Genomic DNA, 17,817 nt, shown 5'->3' on the forward strand with positions numbered 1-17,817 from the left:
GGCGCAGTGGCCCACCCGGCCGCAGGCCGCGCTGTTCGGGGTCCGCTGCCCACAGTGACCGGCCGCGACACCCGACCCGTCAACGCTCCGGCGCAGTGGCAGGCATCGGCCGCCAGGCCGACCGGGGTTACCCGGCCGAAGGCCGTGTTGGTCCCGTTCGGACCTCGACCACGCGTCCCCCTTTCCCGATAGCCGCCAACCCGCCGTCGTAGCGGAGCGGGTCAAGGTGGAGCGCCGTTGACGCGCGAAGCGCTCGACGGCGACGACCTTGAGGCGCGCAGCGGAGACGGCCACAATCGGGCGGCGGGAAAGGAGGACACCCCAGCCAACAGGGGCACCCCCTGGAGCGGCCACCCCATCACAGAAGGGACCCTCCGCCACAACCCTCCGCCACACCCCCCGCCCCCAGAAGTAGGGCTCCGGATGGGGCGAGGCCTGGTTGTTCGGGCGCCGACTACGGGGTCCAGGTCCCTAAGGGGCCCTACGGCCTAGCCGGGCAGCTCACCCTTGCGGGCGAGGTCGCCGTACCAGCGGCCGCTGGGTTTGACGGTGCGCTCGAAGGTCTCCCGGTCCACCTCGACCAGGCCGAACGTGGGATCCCACCTGCCCCACTCGTAATTGTCCAGCAGCGACCAGTGCAGGTAGCCGCGCACGTCCACCCCGTCGGCGATCGCGCGGCCCAGTCCGGCCAGGGCGCCGGTGGTGTACTCGATCCGCTCGTCGTCGGAGGAGGTCGCGATGCCGTTCTCGGTCACCACGACCGGGACCCCGCCGGTGCGTTCGGCGGTGTGCCGAATCGCGCCCTCCAGAGCCTGCGGGTAGAACTCCCAGCCGGTGATGGTGCGGCGCGTGCCCGGCTCCGGCTCCCTCGGACCCTCGGGGCCGATCACGACCCGGGTATAGGCCTGCACCCCGACGAAGCCGTCCTCCTTCGCGGCGTCCAGGAACTGGTCCTCGCGGGTGTGGGCCCACTCCTCGGCGAGGGCCTCGGCCCCGTCCACCGCCTGGAAGTTCTGGTTGGCGACGGTCCATCCGGTGGCCAGACCGGACAGGTCCGACAGTTCCCCGCTGGCCGCGCGGTGCGCGGCCATCAGCGCCTCGGAGGTCTCCTGGTCCGGCGGCGGCATAGCACCGGCCACGGCCTCCTTGCGCTCGCCCTGGCGGAACATGCTGGCCATCATCGCGACCATGTTCGGCTCGTTGATCGTGCACACCCACGGCACCCCGTCCAGGATCCGCTTGACCTGGCACACGTAGCGGCGGAACAGCTCGATCCCGTCGTCGCCGGTCCAGCCGCCCGCCTCGGAGAACCACTGGGGGGAGGTGAAGTGGTGCAGGGTGACCATGGGGGTGATCCCGCGCTCCAAGCAGCCCTCCACCATGCGCCGGTAGTGCGCCAGCGCCGCGTTGGAGAAGTGGCCCCGGGCGGGCTCGATCCGCGCCCACTCGACCCCGAAACGGTACGAGTTCAGCCCCAGGTCCCGGACGATGTCCAGGTCCTCGCGCCACCGGTGGTAGCTGTCGCAGGCGTCGCCGCTGCGCTCGGGCAGGATCGACCCCTCCGTGTTCTCCAGCGCCCAGATGCTGCTGTTCGTGTTGTTGCCCTCGACCTGGTGCGGTGCGGTGGCCGCGCCCCACAGGAAGCCCTCGGGAAGTGCCGTCATCGTCTGGTCCTCTCTCAGCCGGTGATTTCGCCGCGCTCGATCGCGGCCAGCCGCCGGGCTTCCACGTCCTCCACGAGGAGGTCGATCATGTTCTCGTCGATCCCCAAGCCGAAGGTCCGCAGGGTGACCAGCGGCAGGGAGTCCGCCATGCGGAGCATGTCCTCGGGGACGCTTTCGAGCTCGGGCATCCCCTGGCGCAGCTCGGCCATGACCGGGCCGCCGACGGGGTGCCCGCGCCAGTCGCCGACGGTGGAGCGCTTGGTCAGCGGCGGGACGAACCGGTCTCCTTCGGTGGTGACCTCGCCGACGAGGCGCGTGTCCCGGGAGGAGGCGCCCACCGCGACGGTGTACGTGCCGGCGGCCAGCGACCAGCGCCGGTACTGCGGGTCCCAGGTGGACAGGTCGTGCCCGGTCAGGGGCAGTTCGACCCGGGCGCTCCGCCCCGGCTCCAGGCTGACCTTCTCGAACCCGCGCAGTTCTCGGCGCGGCCGCGTGGGGTAGTCCTGCTCCACACCGGTGTACAGCTGGGCGACCTCGGCCGCGGTGCGCCCACCGGTGTTGGTGACGGTGAACGACACGGTCCACTCGTTCTTGCCGGAGGACGCCACGGACAGGTCCCCGTACGCGAACGTGCTGTAGGTCAGCCCGTGCCCGAACGGGTAGGCGACCGGCCGGTCCAAGGTGTCGAAGTGGCGGTAGCCGACGAACACGCCCTCGCCGTACCGCACGTGCCCGTACCCGCCCGGGAAGTTCAGGTACGAACCGTGGTCGCTGAGCTTCAGCGGGATGGTCTCGGTCAACCGCCCGGAGGGGGAGGCCGCGCCCGTCAGGACGTCGACCACCGCCCCGCCCCCGGCCTGGCCCAGCAGCCAGCCCTCCAGGACGGCGTCTGCCCGGTCCTGCCAGTCGGACACCGACACCACACCGCCGTTGGACAGCACGACCACGACCCGGTCGCTCACCTCGCGCACCCGGGCCAGCAGTTCCAGCTGGTCGGCGGGCAGGTCGATGTGGGTGCGGTCGTAGCCCTCGGACTCGGCGGCGTCGGGCAACCCCAGGAAGAGCACCGCGGTGTCGGCCTCGCGGGCGTCGGTCACGGCCTCGCGCACCAGCGCCGGGTCGGCGACCCCGTCCAGGGTGAACCCGGGGGCGAACCGGACCCCTTCGGGTAGCGCGGTGCCGAACGCGTCCAGTGCGCTGGTCACCCGGGTCGGCACCACGCGGGAGGAACCGCCGCCCTGGTAGCGCGGGGTGCGGGCGAACTCCCCGATCACGGCCACGGAGCCGCCCTGCGGCAGCGGCAGCGCGCCCCCGTCGTTCTTCAGCAGGACCAGCGCCTCACGGGCGGCCTCGCGTGCCAGTTCGTCGTGCGCGTCGTGCTCCAGCCTGCGGGTGGTGTCCGCGGACACCCGGTCCTGCAGCCTGCTCAGCCGCTCCACGACCGTGTCCAGTACGGACTCGTCCAACTCGCCCTTCTCCACGGCCGCCGTGACCACGTGGTCGGTGCCGCTGGGCGGCATCTCCAGGTCCAGCCCGGCGCGCACGGCCTCGACCCGGTCCACGACGGCGCCCCAGTCGGAGACCACCGCGCCTTCGTACCCCCACTCACCGCGGAGCAGCTCGGTCAGCAGCCACGGGTCCTGGCTGGCGTACACCCCGTTGACGCGGTTGTACGAGCACATCACCATGGCGGGTGCGGTGGTGCGGATGACCTCCTCGAACGCGGGCAGGTAGACCTCGCGCAGCGTGCGGTCGTCGACGTCGGAGCTGACCCGCATGCGGTCGGTCTCCTGGTTGTTGGCGGCGAAGTGCTTCACGCACGCGCCGACCCCCTCGGCCTGGATGCCCTCCACCAGCGCGGCGGCGATCCGCGCGGTGGTGTGGGGGTCCTCGGAGACGTACTCGAAGTTGCGGCCGCACAGCGGCGAGCGCTTGATGTTCATGCCGGGGCCGAGCACGACGTCCACACCCATGGCGCTGGCTTCGGCGCCGAGGGCTCCGCCGACCCGGCGGACGAGCTCCGGGTTCCAGGTGGCGCCCAGCCCGACGGCGGGCGGGAAGCAGGTGGCCGGAACGCTGCCGCCGATGCCGAGGTGGTCGCCCTCCTCGGGCTGTTGGCGGATCCCGTGCGGCCCGTCGGCCAGGTGGAGGGCGCGCAGAACGCCGTCCACCCCGGTGCTGTGCCAGGTGTCGGAGCCGGAGGTGACGGAGGCCTTGGCGGCCGGGTCGAGGCGGGGTTCGGTACTCATCTGGGCCTTTCTGGGGAGGAGGGGTCATCCGGTTCGGCGATGCCGAGACCGCGGAGGAAGGACACGACCGCGGCACGCATGTCGACGGCACCGGGGTCGAGGAGCCACTGGATCTGGAGCCCGTCCTGGAGCGCCAGGAACTGCTGCGCGGCGGTCTCGGGGGTGGGGTAGGGGCGGCCGTCGAGCAGTTCGGCGAAGGCCGGGACGAGGAGCGAGCGCAGGATCTGGTAGCGGCCGAAGAAGTACTCGTGCGCGGGGTGCGAGGGCTCGGTGGCCTCGGCTGCCAGGTTGACGTAGAGCGACACCAAGCCGGGCGTGCCCGTGTTGCGCTCGACGATCTGCACGATGTTGTCGATGAGTTCGCGGTGGGTGAGCCCTTCGTCGAGGACCAGGGGGGCGTCGACCTCGTCACGCCTGCTGAGGACGTGTATGAGGGTGGCCTCCTTGTTGGGGAAGTGGTGGAGCACCCCCGCGTGGGTGATCCCGGCGTGCGCCGCGATGTCGCGCAGGGACACCGCCCGGTAGCCGGACCGGGAGAACAGCTCCGTGGCGGAGTCGATGATGCGCTGCCGGGTGCGCTCCCCCTTGGTCAGGCGGGGTCCTTGATTCAGGCGCTGCCGGGCGCGCTCTCTGTCCGTCACGGGGCCGTCTCCTAGCGGGTTGTTATGCGTTCGTGCCGCGGGTCTCCCAACGGCCGTGCTGGCCGTGTTGGCTCCGAGATTACGGTTCCGGCGCCCGCCATCCCGCTCTTCCGGGACCCGATCCCCGTGTTGTACGGTGACCGGCACAAAACTTACCATGTGGTTAGTTTGTGCTGCCAGACACAGTATCCGATCCCCGGACAGCCTTCCGGGCCTTGCTCACCGGAGTGGGACATGCACACGAAATCCCGAGTCAACGCAGGTGTGGCCGCCGCTGGCGCGCTTGCGCTCATGCTGACCGGTTGTTCCGGGGCCGACGGTGGAGGGGACGCCTCGTCACTGACCATCGGGACCATGACGGTCCCCCAGAGCCTGGATCCGGCCGAGGCGATGGGCAGCGCGATCCCCTACTTCCAGCCCGTCTACGACACGCTGATCAAGCGCGAGGCCGACGGAACGTACGCGCCGATGCTGGCCACGGAGTGGGACTACGACGAGTCCCGCACCGAACTCACCCTGACCCTGCGCGACGACGTCACCTTCGACGACGGCACACCCTTCGACGCCGAGGCGGTCAAGGCCAACCTGGAACGCTTCCGTGACGCGGGCGGCGGCCAGGCACACGTCCTGGAGCACCTCACCGAGGTCGCGGCCGTCGACGACACCACCGCTGTCCTGCACTTGGACGAGCCCAACCCGGCGATGGTCTTCTACCTCAGCGACGCGGCGGGGTTCATGGCCAACCCCGCCGCCTTCGACGGCGACTCCCTCACCACCGCCCCGGACGGCACCGGGCCCTACGAGCTGGACTCCGAGCGCACGGCCGTCGGCACCACCTGGGTGTACACCCGAGCCGAGGAGTACTGGGGCGAGGACCTGCCCTACGAAGAGATCGCCATCAACCTTTTCGACAACGAGAACGCGATCGTCAACGGCGTCCGCACCGGGCAGATCAACGCGGCCATCCTCCAGGACGTCGACCAGCAGGCGGTCGTGGAACCGGACCCGGAGATCGTCACCCAACCTCAGGACATCGACTACCAGGGCATCATCCTGTTCGACCGGGACGGGCACATCACCCCGGAACTCGCCGAGCCCGAGGTCCGCCAGGCCATCAACCACGCCGTCGACCGCGGGACCATGCTCGAACAGCTCCGCGACGGCCAGGGGGAGGCCACCAACCAGGTCTTCGGCACCGAGACCGACGCCTACGACCCCGAGCTGGACACCTACTACGACCACGACCCCGAGCGCGCCCGCGAACTGCTCGACGAGGCCGGGTACGCCGACGGCTTCGAGCTCACCCTGCCGCGCATGAGCGAGATCGTCACCGACCCGATGGCGACCAGCCTCCAGAGCGACCTTGACGAGATCGGCATCAACCTGACCTGGGACAACCTCGACGAAGGCGATGCCCTCAACAGCATCTTCACCGAGCAGGCCTACCCGGGCATGGTCATGAACAACGCCCAGCCCGCCGAGGACTGGGTCACTACCGCCGAACTCGTGCTCCCCGGCACCTTCAACTTCTTCGGCGCCACGGACGAGACCATCGAGGAGCTGACCCAGACCCTCCGGACCGCCCCCGAGGGCGAGGCCGTCGAGGAGGCCCAGGCGCTCAACCGGCACCTCGTGGAAGAGGGCTGGTTCGTGCCCTTCTACCGGATGACGTTCCTGCACGTCACCGACGGCACCGTCGACGTGGAGACCCAGTCGGGCATGGCCGTCCCCTCCGTGTACAACTACGAGCCGGCCGAGTAGCGGACCATGATCCAGTTCATCCTCCGGCGACTGGGGTCCGGGCTCCTGCTCCTGGTCGTCATCTCAGCCTTCGCCTACCTGCTGCTGTCCCTGCCCGGTACCGACGTCGGCCGCCACGCCCTGGGGCCGGCGGCCCCGCAGGACGCCGTCGACGCGCACAACGCCGGCCTCGGCCTGGACCGGCCGGTGGCCGTGCGCTACCTCGACTGGCTGACCTCCGCCCTCCAAGGCGACTTCGGGCGGTCCTGGTTCACCAGCGAGGACGTCACACTGGCCCTGGCCAACCGGCTGCCGGTCACCCTCAGCCTGATGGTCGGCGTCACCCTCGTCACCACCGTGGTCTCGTTCGTCCTCGGCGTGTGGGCGGGGGTGCGGCGCGGAGCCGTGGACCGGGCGGTACAGATGGTCAGCGTGCTCGGCTACGCCCTACCGGGCTTCCTCGTCACCCTGATCATCGTGCTGGTGTTCGCGGTCCAGCTCGGCTGGTTCCCCGCCATCGGCTACACACCCCTGAGCCAGTCCTTCAGCGGCTGGTTCGCCACGGTCACCCTGCCGATCCTGTCCCTGTCCATCGCCGGCATCGCCGGGGTCTCCCAACAAGTACGCAGCTCCGTCATCGACGTGATGGGCCGCGACTACGTGCGCACACTGCGCGCCCGGGGCCTGCCCGCCTCCCGAGTGATCTTCCGGCACGTGCTGCGCAACGCGGCCACCCCGGGGCTCACCGTGCTCGGCATGCAGTTCGTGGGTCTGCTCGGGGGAGCGGTGATCGTCGAGCAGATCTTCGGCCTGCCCGGCATCGGCGCGATGACCGTCCAGTACACGACCCGGGGGGACATCCCCGTGATCATGGGCGTGGTCATGGTGACCGTGATCGTGGTGATCGTGATCAACCTGCTCGTGGACGTCCTCGTCGCCTGGCTCAACCCGAAAGCGAGGGTCTCGTGAGTACCCCTGGCACCCCCGGTACACCCGGCCCGGACACCTCGGCCGCCGCGAAGCCGGAGCGCGGATCGGGGCCGGACACCTCCGGCCCGAGGCGCCGGTCGGGGACGGCCCGACGCTTCCTCACCAGCCCGCAGGCCGTGCTGTCGTCCCTGGTCCTGGCGGTCATCCTCGTCCTGGTCGTGTTCGCCCCGCTCTTCACGGCGCACGACCCCAACGCCGCCAACCTGCAGGACGCCTTCGGCCCGCCCAGCGCCGACCACCTCCTCGGCCTGGACCCCTCCGGCCGCGACGTGTGGTCCCGCCTGCTGTACGGCGGCCGCAACACCCTCGGCGGCGCCGCCCTCGCCGTGGCGGTGGCCCTCGCCATCGGCCTGCCCAGCGGCCTGGCCGCAGGATACTACGGCGGCTGGTTCGACTCCCTGTCCAACTGGTGGGTCAACCTCGTCATGGCGCTGCCCGCCATGGTCGTGCTGCTGGCCACCCGAGCCGTCCTCGGCCCCACGGTGTGGGTGCTCATGGTCGTGCTCGGCGTCCTGGTCGCCCCCAGCTTCTACCGGCTGGTGCGCGGCACCGTCGCCGCGATGCGCGGCGAACTGTACGTGGACGCCGCGAGGGTGTTCGGCCTGCGCGACTCGCGGATCATCGCCCGCCACGTCCTCACTGTCGTGCGCGCACCCATCATCATCCAGGGCGCCCTGGTCGCCGGGATGGCGATCGGCCTGCAGGCCGGACTGGAGTTCCTCGGCATCGGCAGCGGCGACCTGCCCACCTGGGGCGCCATGCTCAACGAGGCCTTCACCAACATTCAGCGCGCACCGCTGTTCATGCTCTGGCCCGGTCTCGCGCTCGGCCTGACCAGCGCCGCCCTCGTTCTGCTCGCCGCATCCCTGCGCGACGTCCTCGAGGACCGGGGCAGCGGGCCCGCCACCGGACACAGGGCCCGGCACCTCGAAGCCGACGCCCCCACCACACTGGACTCCGCCGGTGAGCGCTCCGACCTGCTCTCCGTCCGGGACCTCGCCCTCACCTACGAACTCGCCGACGGCAGCTCTCGTGAGGTCGTCCACGGGGTCGACCTGGACGTGCGCCGCGGCGAGGTGCTCGGTCTGGTGGGGGAGTCCGGTTCCGGCAAGACACAGACCGCCTTCTCCATTCTCGGCCTCCTCCCCGAAGGCGGACGCGTGTCGAGGGGCAGCGTCCGACTGGACGGCACCGAGGTCGTGGGATCCACGGAACGGACCCTGCGCGGACTGCGCGGGGACACCGTCGCCTACGTGCCACAGGAACCCATGAGCAACCTGGACCCCGCCTTCACCATCGGGGACCACCTCACCGAACCGCTGCGCGTCAAGCTCGGGCTCTCCCGCTCGGCCGCCCGGAAACGCGCACTCGAACTGCTCCGACAAGTGGAGATCCCCGACCCCGAACGCACGTACCGCAGCCACCCGCACCAGATCTCCGGCGGCATGGCCCAGCGCGTGCTCATCGCCGGGGCGATCTCCTGCGACCCCGCCCTCCTCATCGCCGACGAACCCACCACCGCCCTCGACGTCACCGTGCAGGCCGAGGTCCTCGCCCTCCTGCGGCGCCTCCAAGCCGAACGCGGCATGGGCGTGCTACTCGTGACGCACAACCTCGGCGTGGTCGCCGACCTCTGCGACCGGGTGGCCGTCATGCGCGGAGGCCGGATCGTGGAGTCCGGCGGCGCGGAGCACATCCTCACCGCACCGGAGGAGCCCTACACCCGGGGCCTCCTCGACGCGGTACTCGACGACACACCGGCCCGAGCGCCGTGGCAGCCCCGGGAGGAGGCCCCGTGAACGAAACGAACCCCCTGCTCGACCTCCGCGACCTGCACGTCTCCTTCCCAGGCAAAGGATGGCGGGCCCCGCGCGTCGAGGTGCTCAAGGGTGTGTACCTGGACATCCGGCCCGGAGAGACCCTCGGCCTGGTGGGGGAATCCGGTTCGGGCAAGTCCACCATCGGCCGGGCCGTCCTCGGCCTGGTCCCCACCTCCGGCGGCAGCATCAGCTTCGACGGTGAGCGCATCGACCGCGCCACCAAACGCAGGCGGCGCGCGCTCAGCCGGGACATCCAAGTGGTCTTCCAGGACCCCTACACCTCACTCAACCCGTCCATGCTCATCGGCGACACACTCGCCGAACCCCTGCTCGCCCACGGCGTGACCGCGGCCGAGGCCCGGGGCCGCGTGGCCGGCCTGCTCGACCGAGTGGCGCTGCCGCGCGACGCCGTACACCGGCTGCCCCGGGAGTTCTCCGGAGGCCAGCGACAGCGCGTGGCCATCGCCCGTGCCCTGGCGATCTCGCCCCGGCTGATCGTGTGCGACGAACCCGTCTCCGCCCTGGACCTCACCACCCAGCGCACCGTCATGGATCTGCTGCTGGAGATCCAGGAACGCACCGGAGTGGCCTACCTGTTCGTGTCGCACGACCTGTCGGTGGTGCGGGCGCTCAGCCACCGGGTGGCGGTCATCCACGGCGGCGAGATCGTCGAGTACGGCGAAGCCGAGCAGGTCACCGGCGATCCCGAGCACCCCTACACGCAGCGCCTGCTGCTGTCCGCGCCGGTCGCAGACCCGGAGCGCCAGAGGCAGCGCCGCAACGAGTACGAAAGGCGGTTCCATGCCGAAGCACACTGAACCGGCCGGGCTGGTCCCGGCCCCCGCCGAACACCGGACCGGGACTCCGGTCGGGGCAGGGTCTGCGGTCCGGATCGGCACGGCGGGGAAGCTGACTCTTGCCGGGGCCGTCCCCGACGCCGTCGACTGGTTCGCCTGGTCCTGCGGGCGCCTGCACGGACTCCGAGTCGAGCCCGTCCAGGGCGAAGCGGACGTCGTGGTCTCCACCGAGGCCGAGGCCGCCGAGTTCGCGTCCGTCGCCCCGGCCACCGGGGTGGACCCCCGACCCGAGCCGGGGGCGGACGAACGGCACCGCCTGGAGATCGCCGAGGGGCGGGTCCGGCTGTACTCGACCAGCGTCGAGGGTGCCTTTCGGGCACTGACCAGCCTGGTCCAGCTGCTCACCGTGGACGGCGACGGCCACGTATGGGCACCCGAGGATGTGATCGTCGACGGCCCCCGGTACGCCTGGCGCAGCCTTTCGCTTGACGTGGTCCGCCACTTCTTCACCTCCGACGAGGTGCGCAGGGTCATCGACCTCATGGCGCTGTACAAGTTCAACGCGCTGCACCTGCACCTGACCGACAGCGAGGGGTGGCGGCTGGAGTCCCGGGCATGGCCCGAGCTGACCCCTCCCAGGTCCGACGGCAGCCGCGGGTACTACACGCGTGAGGAGTTCGCGGGCCTGGTCGCCTACGCGGCCCGCTGCCACATCACCATCGTCCCCGAGGTGGACCTGCCCGGCCACACCCGGTGGGCCTTCGACGCCTACCCCGAGCTCGCCGACGGCATCGACTACCCCCATCCCCGGCTGCGCTACCTGCACCCGGACTCCGAACCCGCCCGCCGCTTCGCCCGGGACGTGATCGCCGAGTTCGCCGAGGCCGCGCCCGGCCCCTTCGTGCACTTGGGCGGCGACGAACCGTTCGGGATGGACCACGACGACTACGTGGCATTCATCCGCCTCACCCACCAGTGGCTGAGGGAACAGGGGAAACGCGCCCTGGGCTGGCAGGAGACCGCGCGGGCCGGAGTGCTCGACGGAGAGGACGTCCTCCAGTACTGGATCGGGGCGCCGGAGGAGTTCGACCCCGACGCCATCAAGGAGTCGGTGCCCGAGGAGTACCACCCGCTGGTGGACCAGGCAGCCGAGACCTTCCGGATCTCCCCGGGTGACGTGCCCGCGGCCACCAAGCAGGGCGTCCCCGTGCTGATGGCGCCGAACTCCCGCCTCTATCTGGACCGCCCCTACGCGGACACGTGCGCGGATCCGGCCCAGGAGAGCGATCGCACGCGCTTGGGTCTGCCCGCCTACACCCCGATCACCGTCGAGGGGACGTTCGCCTGGGACCCGGCCGAAACCGCGGAAGCCCAGGCTCCCGGGACCGTGGTCGCCGGAGTGGAAGCGGCGGTCTGGGGCGAGACCCTCACCGAGTTCGGCGATCTGGCGTTCCTCTTGCTGCCCCGCCTGCCCGGCGTGGCCGAGAAGGCCTGGACCCAGTCCCGAACCACCTGGGGAGACCATCATGGCCGGTTGGCGGGCCACAAACCCCTGTGGGAGGCGCTCGGCTTCGAGAACCACTTCCGTCCCCAGCACTGACCGCACCCTGACCGACCCTGACCGGCGCCGCCCCGGCAGGGGTTGTCCACAGGCGAACGAGCAGGCCTGGCACCAGCAGCGCGGGCACGGTTGACGCCTGCGGTGGCCGGGCCCTCATGCTGTGGGCTCCCGCTGCCTGGGCCAGGCCCCTCATCACGTGGGTGCGGACCGCTCACAACACCGAGACGGTCAGCGGTGGCCCGCCAGCTCATACCGCACAGGGCGGCTGCCATACAGGGCGGATCATAGCGGGCGAAACGGCTCAGAGGAATACAACACCGGGCCCTGAACGGAGAGGGGACACGGACGGCAGATCCGGGGGCTCATGCTCGGGACACAGCCCGCAACAGCTTGACGAAACCGTCCGCGTGCCATGCGGCACGGCCGATGAAGAGTCCGTCGACGTCTTCCAGGGCAAGAAGGCCGGGCATGTTGTCCAACGTCACCGACCCCCCGTAGAGCAAGCCCGCCACAGTGTCCCCGTACTCGCGCCGCAACGCGGCGAACGGCCCCTCCAGTTCTTCCCCGCGTGCCGGCCGGCCGAGTTCCCCGATAGCCCAGCGGGGCTCGTAGGCGATGAGTACCCTGGCCAGCTCCGACTCCGGAACACCGGCCAGGGCACCGCGGGCCTGGGCCAGGATGTACGACGAGGCGTCACCGCTGGCGCGGGTTTCGGCGGGCTCGCCGATACACAGCAGGGGCATCAACCCGTGCCGCAGCGCTGCCTCGACCTTGAGGCGGGTGGCCTCGACGCTCTCGTGGAAATGTGTCCGGCGCTCAGAATGGCCGATTTCGACCATCGTCGCGCCCGCATCCTTGACCTGCGGCATCGAGACCTCGCCCGTCCAGGCGCCGCTGTCCTGCCAATGCGCGTTCTGAGCACCGACCCGAACGCCGCCAGCGGTATTGGCCTGTCGGCCGAGCCGCTCGGTGACGGTGGCAAGCGCCGTGTGCGGCGGGATCACGAAGGCCTCGACGCCCTGGGTCAGGCAGGGATCCTCCGCGATGGCGGTGGCGACCGCGGTCGTGTACTCCCCGGCCTCTGCCAGAGTCTTGTTCATTTTCCAGCTTGTTCCGACCCAGAGCTTCGACTTGCGCATTACTTCATGTCGCGGAAGTACTCCGCGAGGGTTTCCACGAGCACGGCGAATGAGGTGGCTCCGGGGTCGGGGGTGCCGAGCGACTTTTCGCCCAGCGCTTGGGAACGCCCCCGCCGCGCGGTGAATCCGGAGGTCTTCTCCGCGGCCTCTCGCGCCGCTACCGCGGCAGCGGAGATCGCGGCGGCGAGGTCATTCCGCACGTCCATTTCCTGCTCAAGCGTCGCGGCGAAGGGCAGCGCCGCGTCGATCATGGTTTTGTCCCCGGGTATGGCACCGCCCACCCGCTGCACCGCCTTGACCCCGTCCAGCAGTGCACGGGCCGCCGTGGTGCCGTCCCCACCGTTCTGGTCTCCCAGCGCACCCCCGGCAGCGGTGAGTGCGGCACCCCAGAGCGCTCCGGAGGTGCCGCCGGCCGTCTCGGACCACGCGGTACCCGCGTGCACCAGGAGCGTGCACGCCCCGGCTCCGCGCTCCAGGGCCTGACGGCCGGCCCGCACCGCCCCGCCGGAGCCCAGAACCATGGCGTGACCGTGGTCGCCGTCGCCGGCGACCGCGTCGATGCGTCCCCAGTGGTCCTTGTTCCGCTCGCACTGGTGCTCAAGGAGTTCCAGGGCTCTCTGGACCTGCGCGGCGAGTGCTTGGGAATCAGCTGACGCAGCGGGAACGCCTTCTTCGCCTGGCGTGTAGATCTCGGTCCGTTGCGGAGCACCCCACGACCGCCCGAGGCCGTTCAGGTGACCGCGCCGGTAGGCGGGCGTGTCCGCGGGGGCGGCCCAGTACTCCTCGAGCTCCTGGTCGAGGAACACCAGGGTCAGAGACAACCCCGCCATGTCCAAACTGGTGACGAACTCGCCGACCTCGGGCCGTACCGGTGTCAACCCCGCCTCTTCGAGCCGCTCGGCAAGTCGGCCGTAGACGACGAAGAGCTCCTCGTACTTGACCCTGCCCAGACCGTTGAGCACGACGGCGACGCGACCGGAGCGGCCGTCGGGCGCCTCCGCCATGACCCCGTCGAAGAGCAGGTCGGCCACCTCGGACGCAGTGCCCATGGGAAGGTCCTTGATCCCGGGCTCTCCGTGAATGCCGAGCCCCACCCCCATCGTGCCCGCGTCCACACCGAAGAGCGCGCTCTTGGCCCCCGGCAGTGTGCAGCCGTCGAACGCCGCACCCAGGGACCTGGTCGCGTCATTGGCCTTCCAAGCGATCCGCTCCGCTTCGTCGATCCCTGCTCCGGCTTCGATGGCCGCCCCGGCGATTTTGAAGACCGGCAGGTCTCCCGCGATGCCACGCCGCTCCCGATGCTTCTCCGGCGGGTTGGAGGCGATGTCATCGCTCACCGCGATGATGCGGACGTCGATGCCCTCAGCGCGGAGCTTCTCCGCGGCACTGCCGAAATGCAGCACATCGCCGGCGTAGTTTCCGAAGCCCAGGATCACACCGCCACCGTTCTCCGCGTTTCGGGCAACGGAGTAGACCTGTGACGCCGAGGGCGAGGAGAAGATGTTGCCGCACGGGGCGCCGTGGGCCATGCCGGGCCCTACCCAACCGGCGAAGGCCGGATAGTGCCCCGAGCCTCCACCGACCACCAGCGCGGGCTGTCCGGCGGGGGTCTGGCGGGAGCGGACCACACCACCGTGCACGGCCGTGGCGTACTGATCATTGGCCAGGGCGAAGGCCTGGACGGCTTCATGGGAGAAGTCTGATGCCGAGTTGAGGAGGAAGGTCATGACGGTCCTTGCCGGTTGTGCGGACGTTCATACTCGGATGGCTTGGTGGGAACGGAACCCGGGGGTAGTGGCGCGTGTTACTTCTCCACTTGGCTGGTGCGGGTGTTGTTGCCCGCACTGACCGGGTTTGGCTCAGGCGCACTTCCCCGTCTGCTCAAAATCGATGAGGGACTGGACCTTCTTGGCGGACGCGCTCGAGGAATCGAACTCGTGGGTCAACCATTCACGCACCAGTTTGCGGGCGAGTTCCCTGCCGATCACTCTCTGGCCGAGGCACAGGATCTGGGCGTTGTTCGAGAGGACGGAGCGCTCGACCGAGTAGCTATCGTGCGCGGTGACGGCGCGGACGCCCTCGACCTTGTTCGCGGACATCGCGACACCCAGTCCGGTACCGCAGATCAGTAGGGCGCGGTCCGCCTCGCCTGCCGCGACCATCTGGGCGGCGGCAACGGCGATCGTCGGATACTCCGTGATCTGCTCGGCCCCGACACCCACGTCGCGTACCGATGACACGCGTTCATGGGCTTCGAGCTCTTCTTTCAGGAACTCCTTGTACTGAAATCCCGCATCGTCCGACCCGACCACCATGCTGAAACGCTTCCCCATAGCGGTTGCTCCTTGCCGCGTAGAACGAAGATGCCGACTCTCAGCACCGTCCTCAGCTTGAGACAGCCGGGAACAAATGTCAAGGACACATGTTCTGCATCTGTTTCGCCGGGCGCCGCCGCGATCGTCCACCGCGGCGGCGAGCACGGCACCGGGATCGAGCCCGGCGCCGTGCGGCTCCACGCCCTAGGGCGACCCCGCCTGACTTGCGAGTTCGGTACGCACCGTGGCGACGAGCTCGTCCCACGACACTTGGAACTTCGCCAGGCCGTCCTCCTCCAGGTCCGCGACGACCTGCTCGTAGGAGGTCCCCGCGTCCGCGAGCTGCCGCATGACCTCGCGGGAATCCTCGTAGCTGCCGCGCACGGTGTCCCCGCGGAGCTCGCCCCGGGCGGCCACGGCCTCCAGGGTCTTCTCCGGCATCGTGTTGACGGTGTCGGCCGCCACCAACTCCGTGACGTACATCGTGTCGGGGTATTCGGGGTTCTTAACCCCGGTCGATGAGCGAAGCGAGGTTGCCGGACTCAAGGCGTTCGCGCGAGAGGTCGTCGAGCCAGACCGAGACCTGTTCCTTCGCGAGCTGTTCCAGTGGGATACTCAATGGTCTCTCCTAGCTAGTTGGTGAAGGACGAGTCCGCCCCGTAGGGTGCGTCCGGGCCGTCGGCGGGCCCGGCCGCGTGGCTCGGCCGGGGGGCGGTACCGGTGCCGGACCGTGCGGCTTCGATCGAACTGCGTGCCGCCTGGGCGACCGCTTCTGCCGTGATGCCGAGTTTCTCGAATACGGTGGCGTAGTCCGCTGAGGCCCCGTAGTGCTCGATGCCGACGATGCGACCGGCATCGCCGGCGACGTCGTGCCACCCGAATGCGACCCCCGCCTCGACGACCACCCGTGCGCGTACACGCGCAGGGATGACGTGGTCGCGGTAGGCGGCCGTCTGCCGCGCGAACCATTCGCGCGAGGGCATCGACACGACCCGGGCACCGACGCCCTCGGCGGCGAGAGCGGCGCGCGCCTCGACCGCTAGCTGCACCTCGGAGCCAGTGCCGATGATGAGTACGTCCGGGTCGTCCTCGGTATCCAGCAGGATGTAGGCGCCGCGCGCCGTGTCTTCGGCTCCGTTGTACACAGCGCCCGAAGCGTCGGCCGTGCCGCGTGCGAAGACGGGTACGTTCTGACGGCTCAGGGCCAGCGCGACGGGGCGGTCGCTCTGGCCGAGGGCGGTACGCCAGGCATGCACCGTTTCGTTGGCGTCGGCGGGCCGGACGACGTCGAGCCCGGGGACCGCCCGGAGGGCGGCGAGCTGTTCGATCGGCTGGTGCGTGGGGCCGTCCTCTCCGAGGCCGATCGAGTCGTGGGTCCAGACGTAGACCACGGGGAGCTCCTGCAGGGCGGCGAGCCGGACCGCGGGCCGCATGTAGTCGCTGAACATCAGGAACGTTCCCCCGTAGGGCCGGGTCGGGCCGTGTAGCGCGATGCCGTTGAGGATCGCCCCCATCGCGTGTTCGCGGACACCGAAGTGGAGTACACGGCCGTACCAGTGGCCCGTGAAGCTCTTGGTCGAGCGGTCCGGCGGCAGGAACGAGGTCTGGCCTTCGGGCGTGGTGTTGTTCGACCCGGCAAGATCGGCGGAGCCGCCCCAGAGCTCGGGTAGCAGCGGCGCGAGGGCCGACAGCACCTCACCCGAGGCTTTGCGGGTCGCGATGCCCTTCTGGTCGGGGCCGAACTCCGGCAGCGCGTCGGTCCACCCGTCGGGCAGGCGGCGCGCGTGCAGGCGTTCACGCAGCTCGGCCGCCCCGGGATTGCGCTCGGCCCAACGTGCGAGCTGGTCGTTCCAAGCCGAGCGCGATGCGCGTCCCCGCTCGCGTGCTGTGCGGGTATGCGCGATGACGTCGTCGGCGACCGCGAAGCGGGCGGCGGGATCGAAACCGAGGACCTCCTTGGTCGCGCGGATTTCGTCCTCGCCGAGGGCGGCACCGTGGGCGGCGCCGGTGCCCTGCATCTTCGGTGCCGGCCAACCGATGACGGTGCGGAGCACGATGATGCTGGGGCGGCGCGTTTCGGCCGCTGCGGCACGGTAGGCCCGCCAAAGGCCGTGGACATCCTCGCGGTAGCCGCCGTTTCCGCTCCAGTCGATGGTCTGTACGTGCCAGCCGTACGCGGCGTAGTGGGCGGCGACGTCCTCGCTGAAGGCCACGTCGACGTCGTCCTCGATCGAGATCCGGTTGTCGTCGTAGAGCACGGTGAGGTTGCCGAGTTCCTGGTGGCCCGCGATCGACGATGCCTCGGAGCTGACGCCTTCCTGGATATCGCCGTCGGAGGCGATGACGTACACGGAGTGATCGAAGGGGCTCGAGCCCGTGGGGGCCTCCGGGTCGAATAGCCCGCGTTCGCGGCGGGCCGCCATGGCCATCCCTACCGCGTTGGCCAGGCCTTGGCCGAGGGGGCCCGTGGTGACCTCGACCCCGGGCGTGTGGCCGTACTCGGGGTGGCCGGGGGTCTGGCTGCCCCAGGTCCGAAGTGCCTTGAGGTCCTCCAGAGCCATCGGATAACCGGCGAGGTACAGCTGCACGTACTGCGTCAGGCTCGTGTGTCCGCAGGAAAGAACGAAGCGGTCCCGGGCGGACCAGGCCGGATCCGCCGGGTCGTGGCGCATCAGCTTCTGGTATAGCAAGTACGCCACCGGCGCCAGGCTCATGGCGGTCCCGGGGTGACCGTTGCCGGTTCTCTGTACGGCGTCGGCTGCCAGGAGGCGAGCGGTGTCGACCGCCCGGTCGTCCAGCTCTGTCCACTCGAGACCGCGAAGGGCTGTCGTCATAGCATGTGCTCCAAAGAGGATGAACGAATGTGCTTGACACGTGTTCTGGACATTCTAGGATTGAAAC

General features: G+C 70.1%; 13 protein-coding genes. 5 read left to right on the top strand and 8 right to left on the bottom strand.

What is annotated here, in order from left to right; genetic code table 11:
* Positions 1–488: 488 nt before the first annotated feature.
* From ACYVD1_RS05000 to ACYVD1_RS05010, 3 genes are read right to left on the bottom strand one after another with little or no spacing between them, the layout of a single operon-like run.
* Positions 489–1,664, bottom strand: a complete 1,176-nt coding sequence (locus ACYVD1_RS05000; protein ID WP_460768383.1) for a glycoside hydrolase family 1 protein — start codon at positions 1,662–1,664, stop codon at positions 489–491.
* 14 nt (positions 1,665–1,678) lie between these two features.
* The gene (locus ACYVD1_RS05005; RefSeq protein WP_460768386.1) at positions 1,679–3,913 is read right to left on the bottom strand and encodes a glycoside hydrolase family 3 C-terminal domain-containing protein; all 2,235 of its coding nucleotides are present in this window, start codon (positions 3,911–3,913) and stop codon (positions 1,679–1,681) included.
* Positions 3,910–4,554 (bottom strand): TetR/AcrR family transcriptional regulator, encoded by a 645-nt coding sequence (locus ACYVD1_RS05010; RefSeq protein ID WP_460768390.1) that lies wholly within the window; start codon positions 4,552–4,554, stop codon positions 3,910–3,912. Before ACYVD1_RS05010 ends, ACYVD1_RS05005 begins: the two co-directional genes overlap by 4 nt.
* Positions 4,555–4,788: 234 nt before the next feature.
* On the opposite strand from ACYVD1_RS05010, the gene ACYVD1_RS05015 reads away from it, so the two are divergent.
* From ACYVD1_RS05015 to ACYVD1_RS05035, 5 genes are read left to right on the top strand one after another with little or no spacing between them, the layout of a single operon-like run.
* The gene (locus tag ACYVD1_RS05015) at positions 4,789–6,315 is read left to right on the top strand and encodes an ABC transporter substrate-binding protein (RefSeq protein ID WP_460768392.1); all 1,527 of its coding nucleotides are present in this window, start codon (positions 4,789–4,791) and stop codon (positions 6,313–6,315) included.
* A gap of 6 nt (positions 6,316–6,321) precedes the next feature.
* Positions 6,322–7,263: an ABC transporter permease gene (locus tag ACYVD1_RS05020; RefSeq protein WP_460768394.1), complete on the top strand. Its 942-nt coding sequence runs from the start codon at positions 6,322–6,324 to the stop codon at positions 7,261–7,263.
* Positions 7,260–9,083 carry a dipeptide/oligopeptide/nickel ABC transporter permease/ATP-binding protein gene (locus ACYVD1_RS05025; protein ID WP_460768396.1) on the top strand — a complete coding sequence of 608 codons (1,824 nt, stop codon included), beginning with the start codon at positions 7,260–7,262 and terminating at the stop codon, positions 9,081–9,083. Before ACYVD1_RS05020 ends, ACYVD1_RS05025 begins: the two co-directional genes overlap by 4 nt.
* Positions 9,080–9,922, top strand: coding sequence for an ATP-binding cassette domain-containing protein (locus ACYVD1_RS05030; protein ID WP_460768400.1), 843 nt, complete (start codon positions 9,080–9,082; stop codon positions 9,920–9,922). The genes ACYVD1_RS05025 and ACYVD1_RS05030 overlap by 4 nt, the downstream gene beginning before the upstream one ends.
* Positions 9,906–11,501 carry a family 20 glycosylhydrolase gene (locus tag ACYVD1_RS05035; protein ID WP_460768403.1) on the top strand — a complete coding sequence of 532 codons (1,596 nt, stop codon included), beginning with the start codon at positions 9,906–9,908 and terminating at the stop codon, positions 11,499–11,501. Before ACYVD1_RS05030 ends, ACYVD1_RS05035 begins: the two co-directional genes overlap by 17 nt.
* 323 nt (positions 11,502–11,824) lie before the next feature.
* Here the strand turns inward: ACYVD1_RS05035 and ACYVD1_RS05040 are convergent, their stop codons facing one another.
* From ACYVD1_RS05040 to tkt, 5 genes are all read right to left on the bottom strand, one after another.
* Positions 11,825–12,601 carry a triose-phosphate isomerase gene (locus ACYVD1_RS05040; protein WP_460768405.1) on the bottom strand — a complete coding sequence of 259 codons (777 nt, stop codon included), beginning with the start codon at positions 12,599–12,601 and terminating at the stop codon, positions 11,825–11,827.
* Entirely contained in the window at positions 12,601–14,328 is a 1,728-nt protein-coding gene (locus tag ACYVD1_RS05045) for a dihydroxyacetone kinase family protein (protein WP_460768408.1), read from the bottom strand. Before ACYVD1_RS05045 ends, ACYVD1_RS05040 begins: the two co-directional genes overlap by 1 nt.
* Positions 14,329–14,460: 132 nt before the next feature.
* Positions 14,461–14,934 carry a ribose-5-phosphate isomerase gene (locus tag ACYVD1_RS05050; RefSeq protein WP_460768410.1) on the bottom strand — a complete coding sequence of 158 codons (474 nt, stop codon included), beginning with the start codon at positions 14,932–14,934 and terminating at the stop codon, positions 14,461–14,463.
* A gap of 186 nt (positions 14,935–15,120) precedes the next feature.
* Positions 15,121–15,399 carry a transaldolase family protein gene (locus ACYVD1_RS05055; protein WP_460768412.1) on the bottom strand — a complete coding sequence of 93 codons (279 nt, stop codon included), beginning with the start codon at positions 15,397–15,399 and terminating at the stop codon, positions 15,121–15,123.
* A gap of 149 nt (positions 15,400–15,548) precedes the next feature.
* Complete coding sequence (tkt, locus tag ACYVD1_RS05060; RefSeq protein WP_460768414.1) at positions 15,549–17,750, bottom strand: transketolase; 2,202 nt, start codon at positions 17,748–17,750, stop codon at positions 15,549–15,551.
* Positions 17,751–17,817: the final 67 nt, after the last annotated feature.

This window comes from Nocardiopsis nanhaiensis (assembly GCF_054778635.1).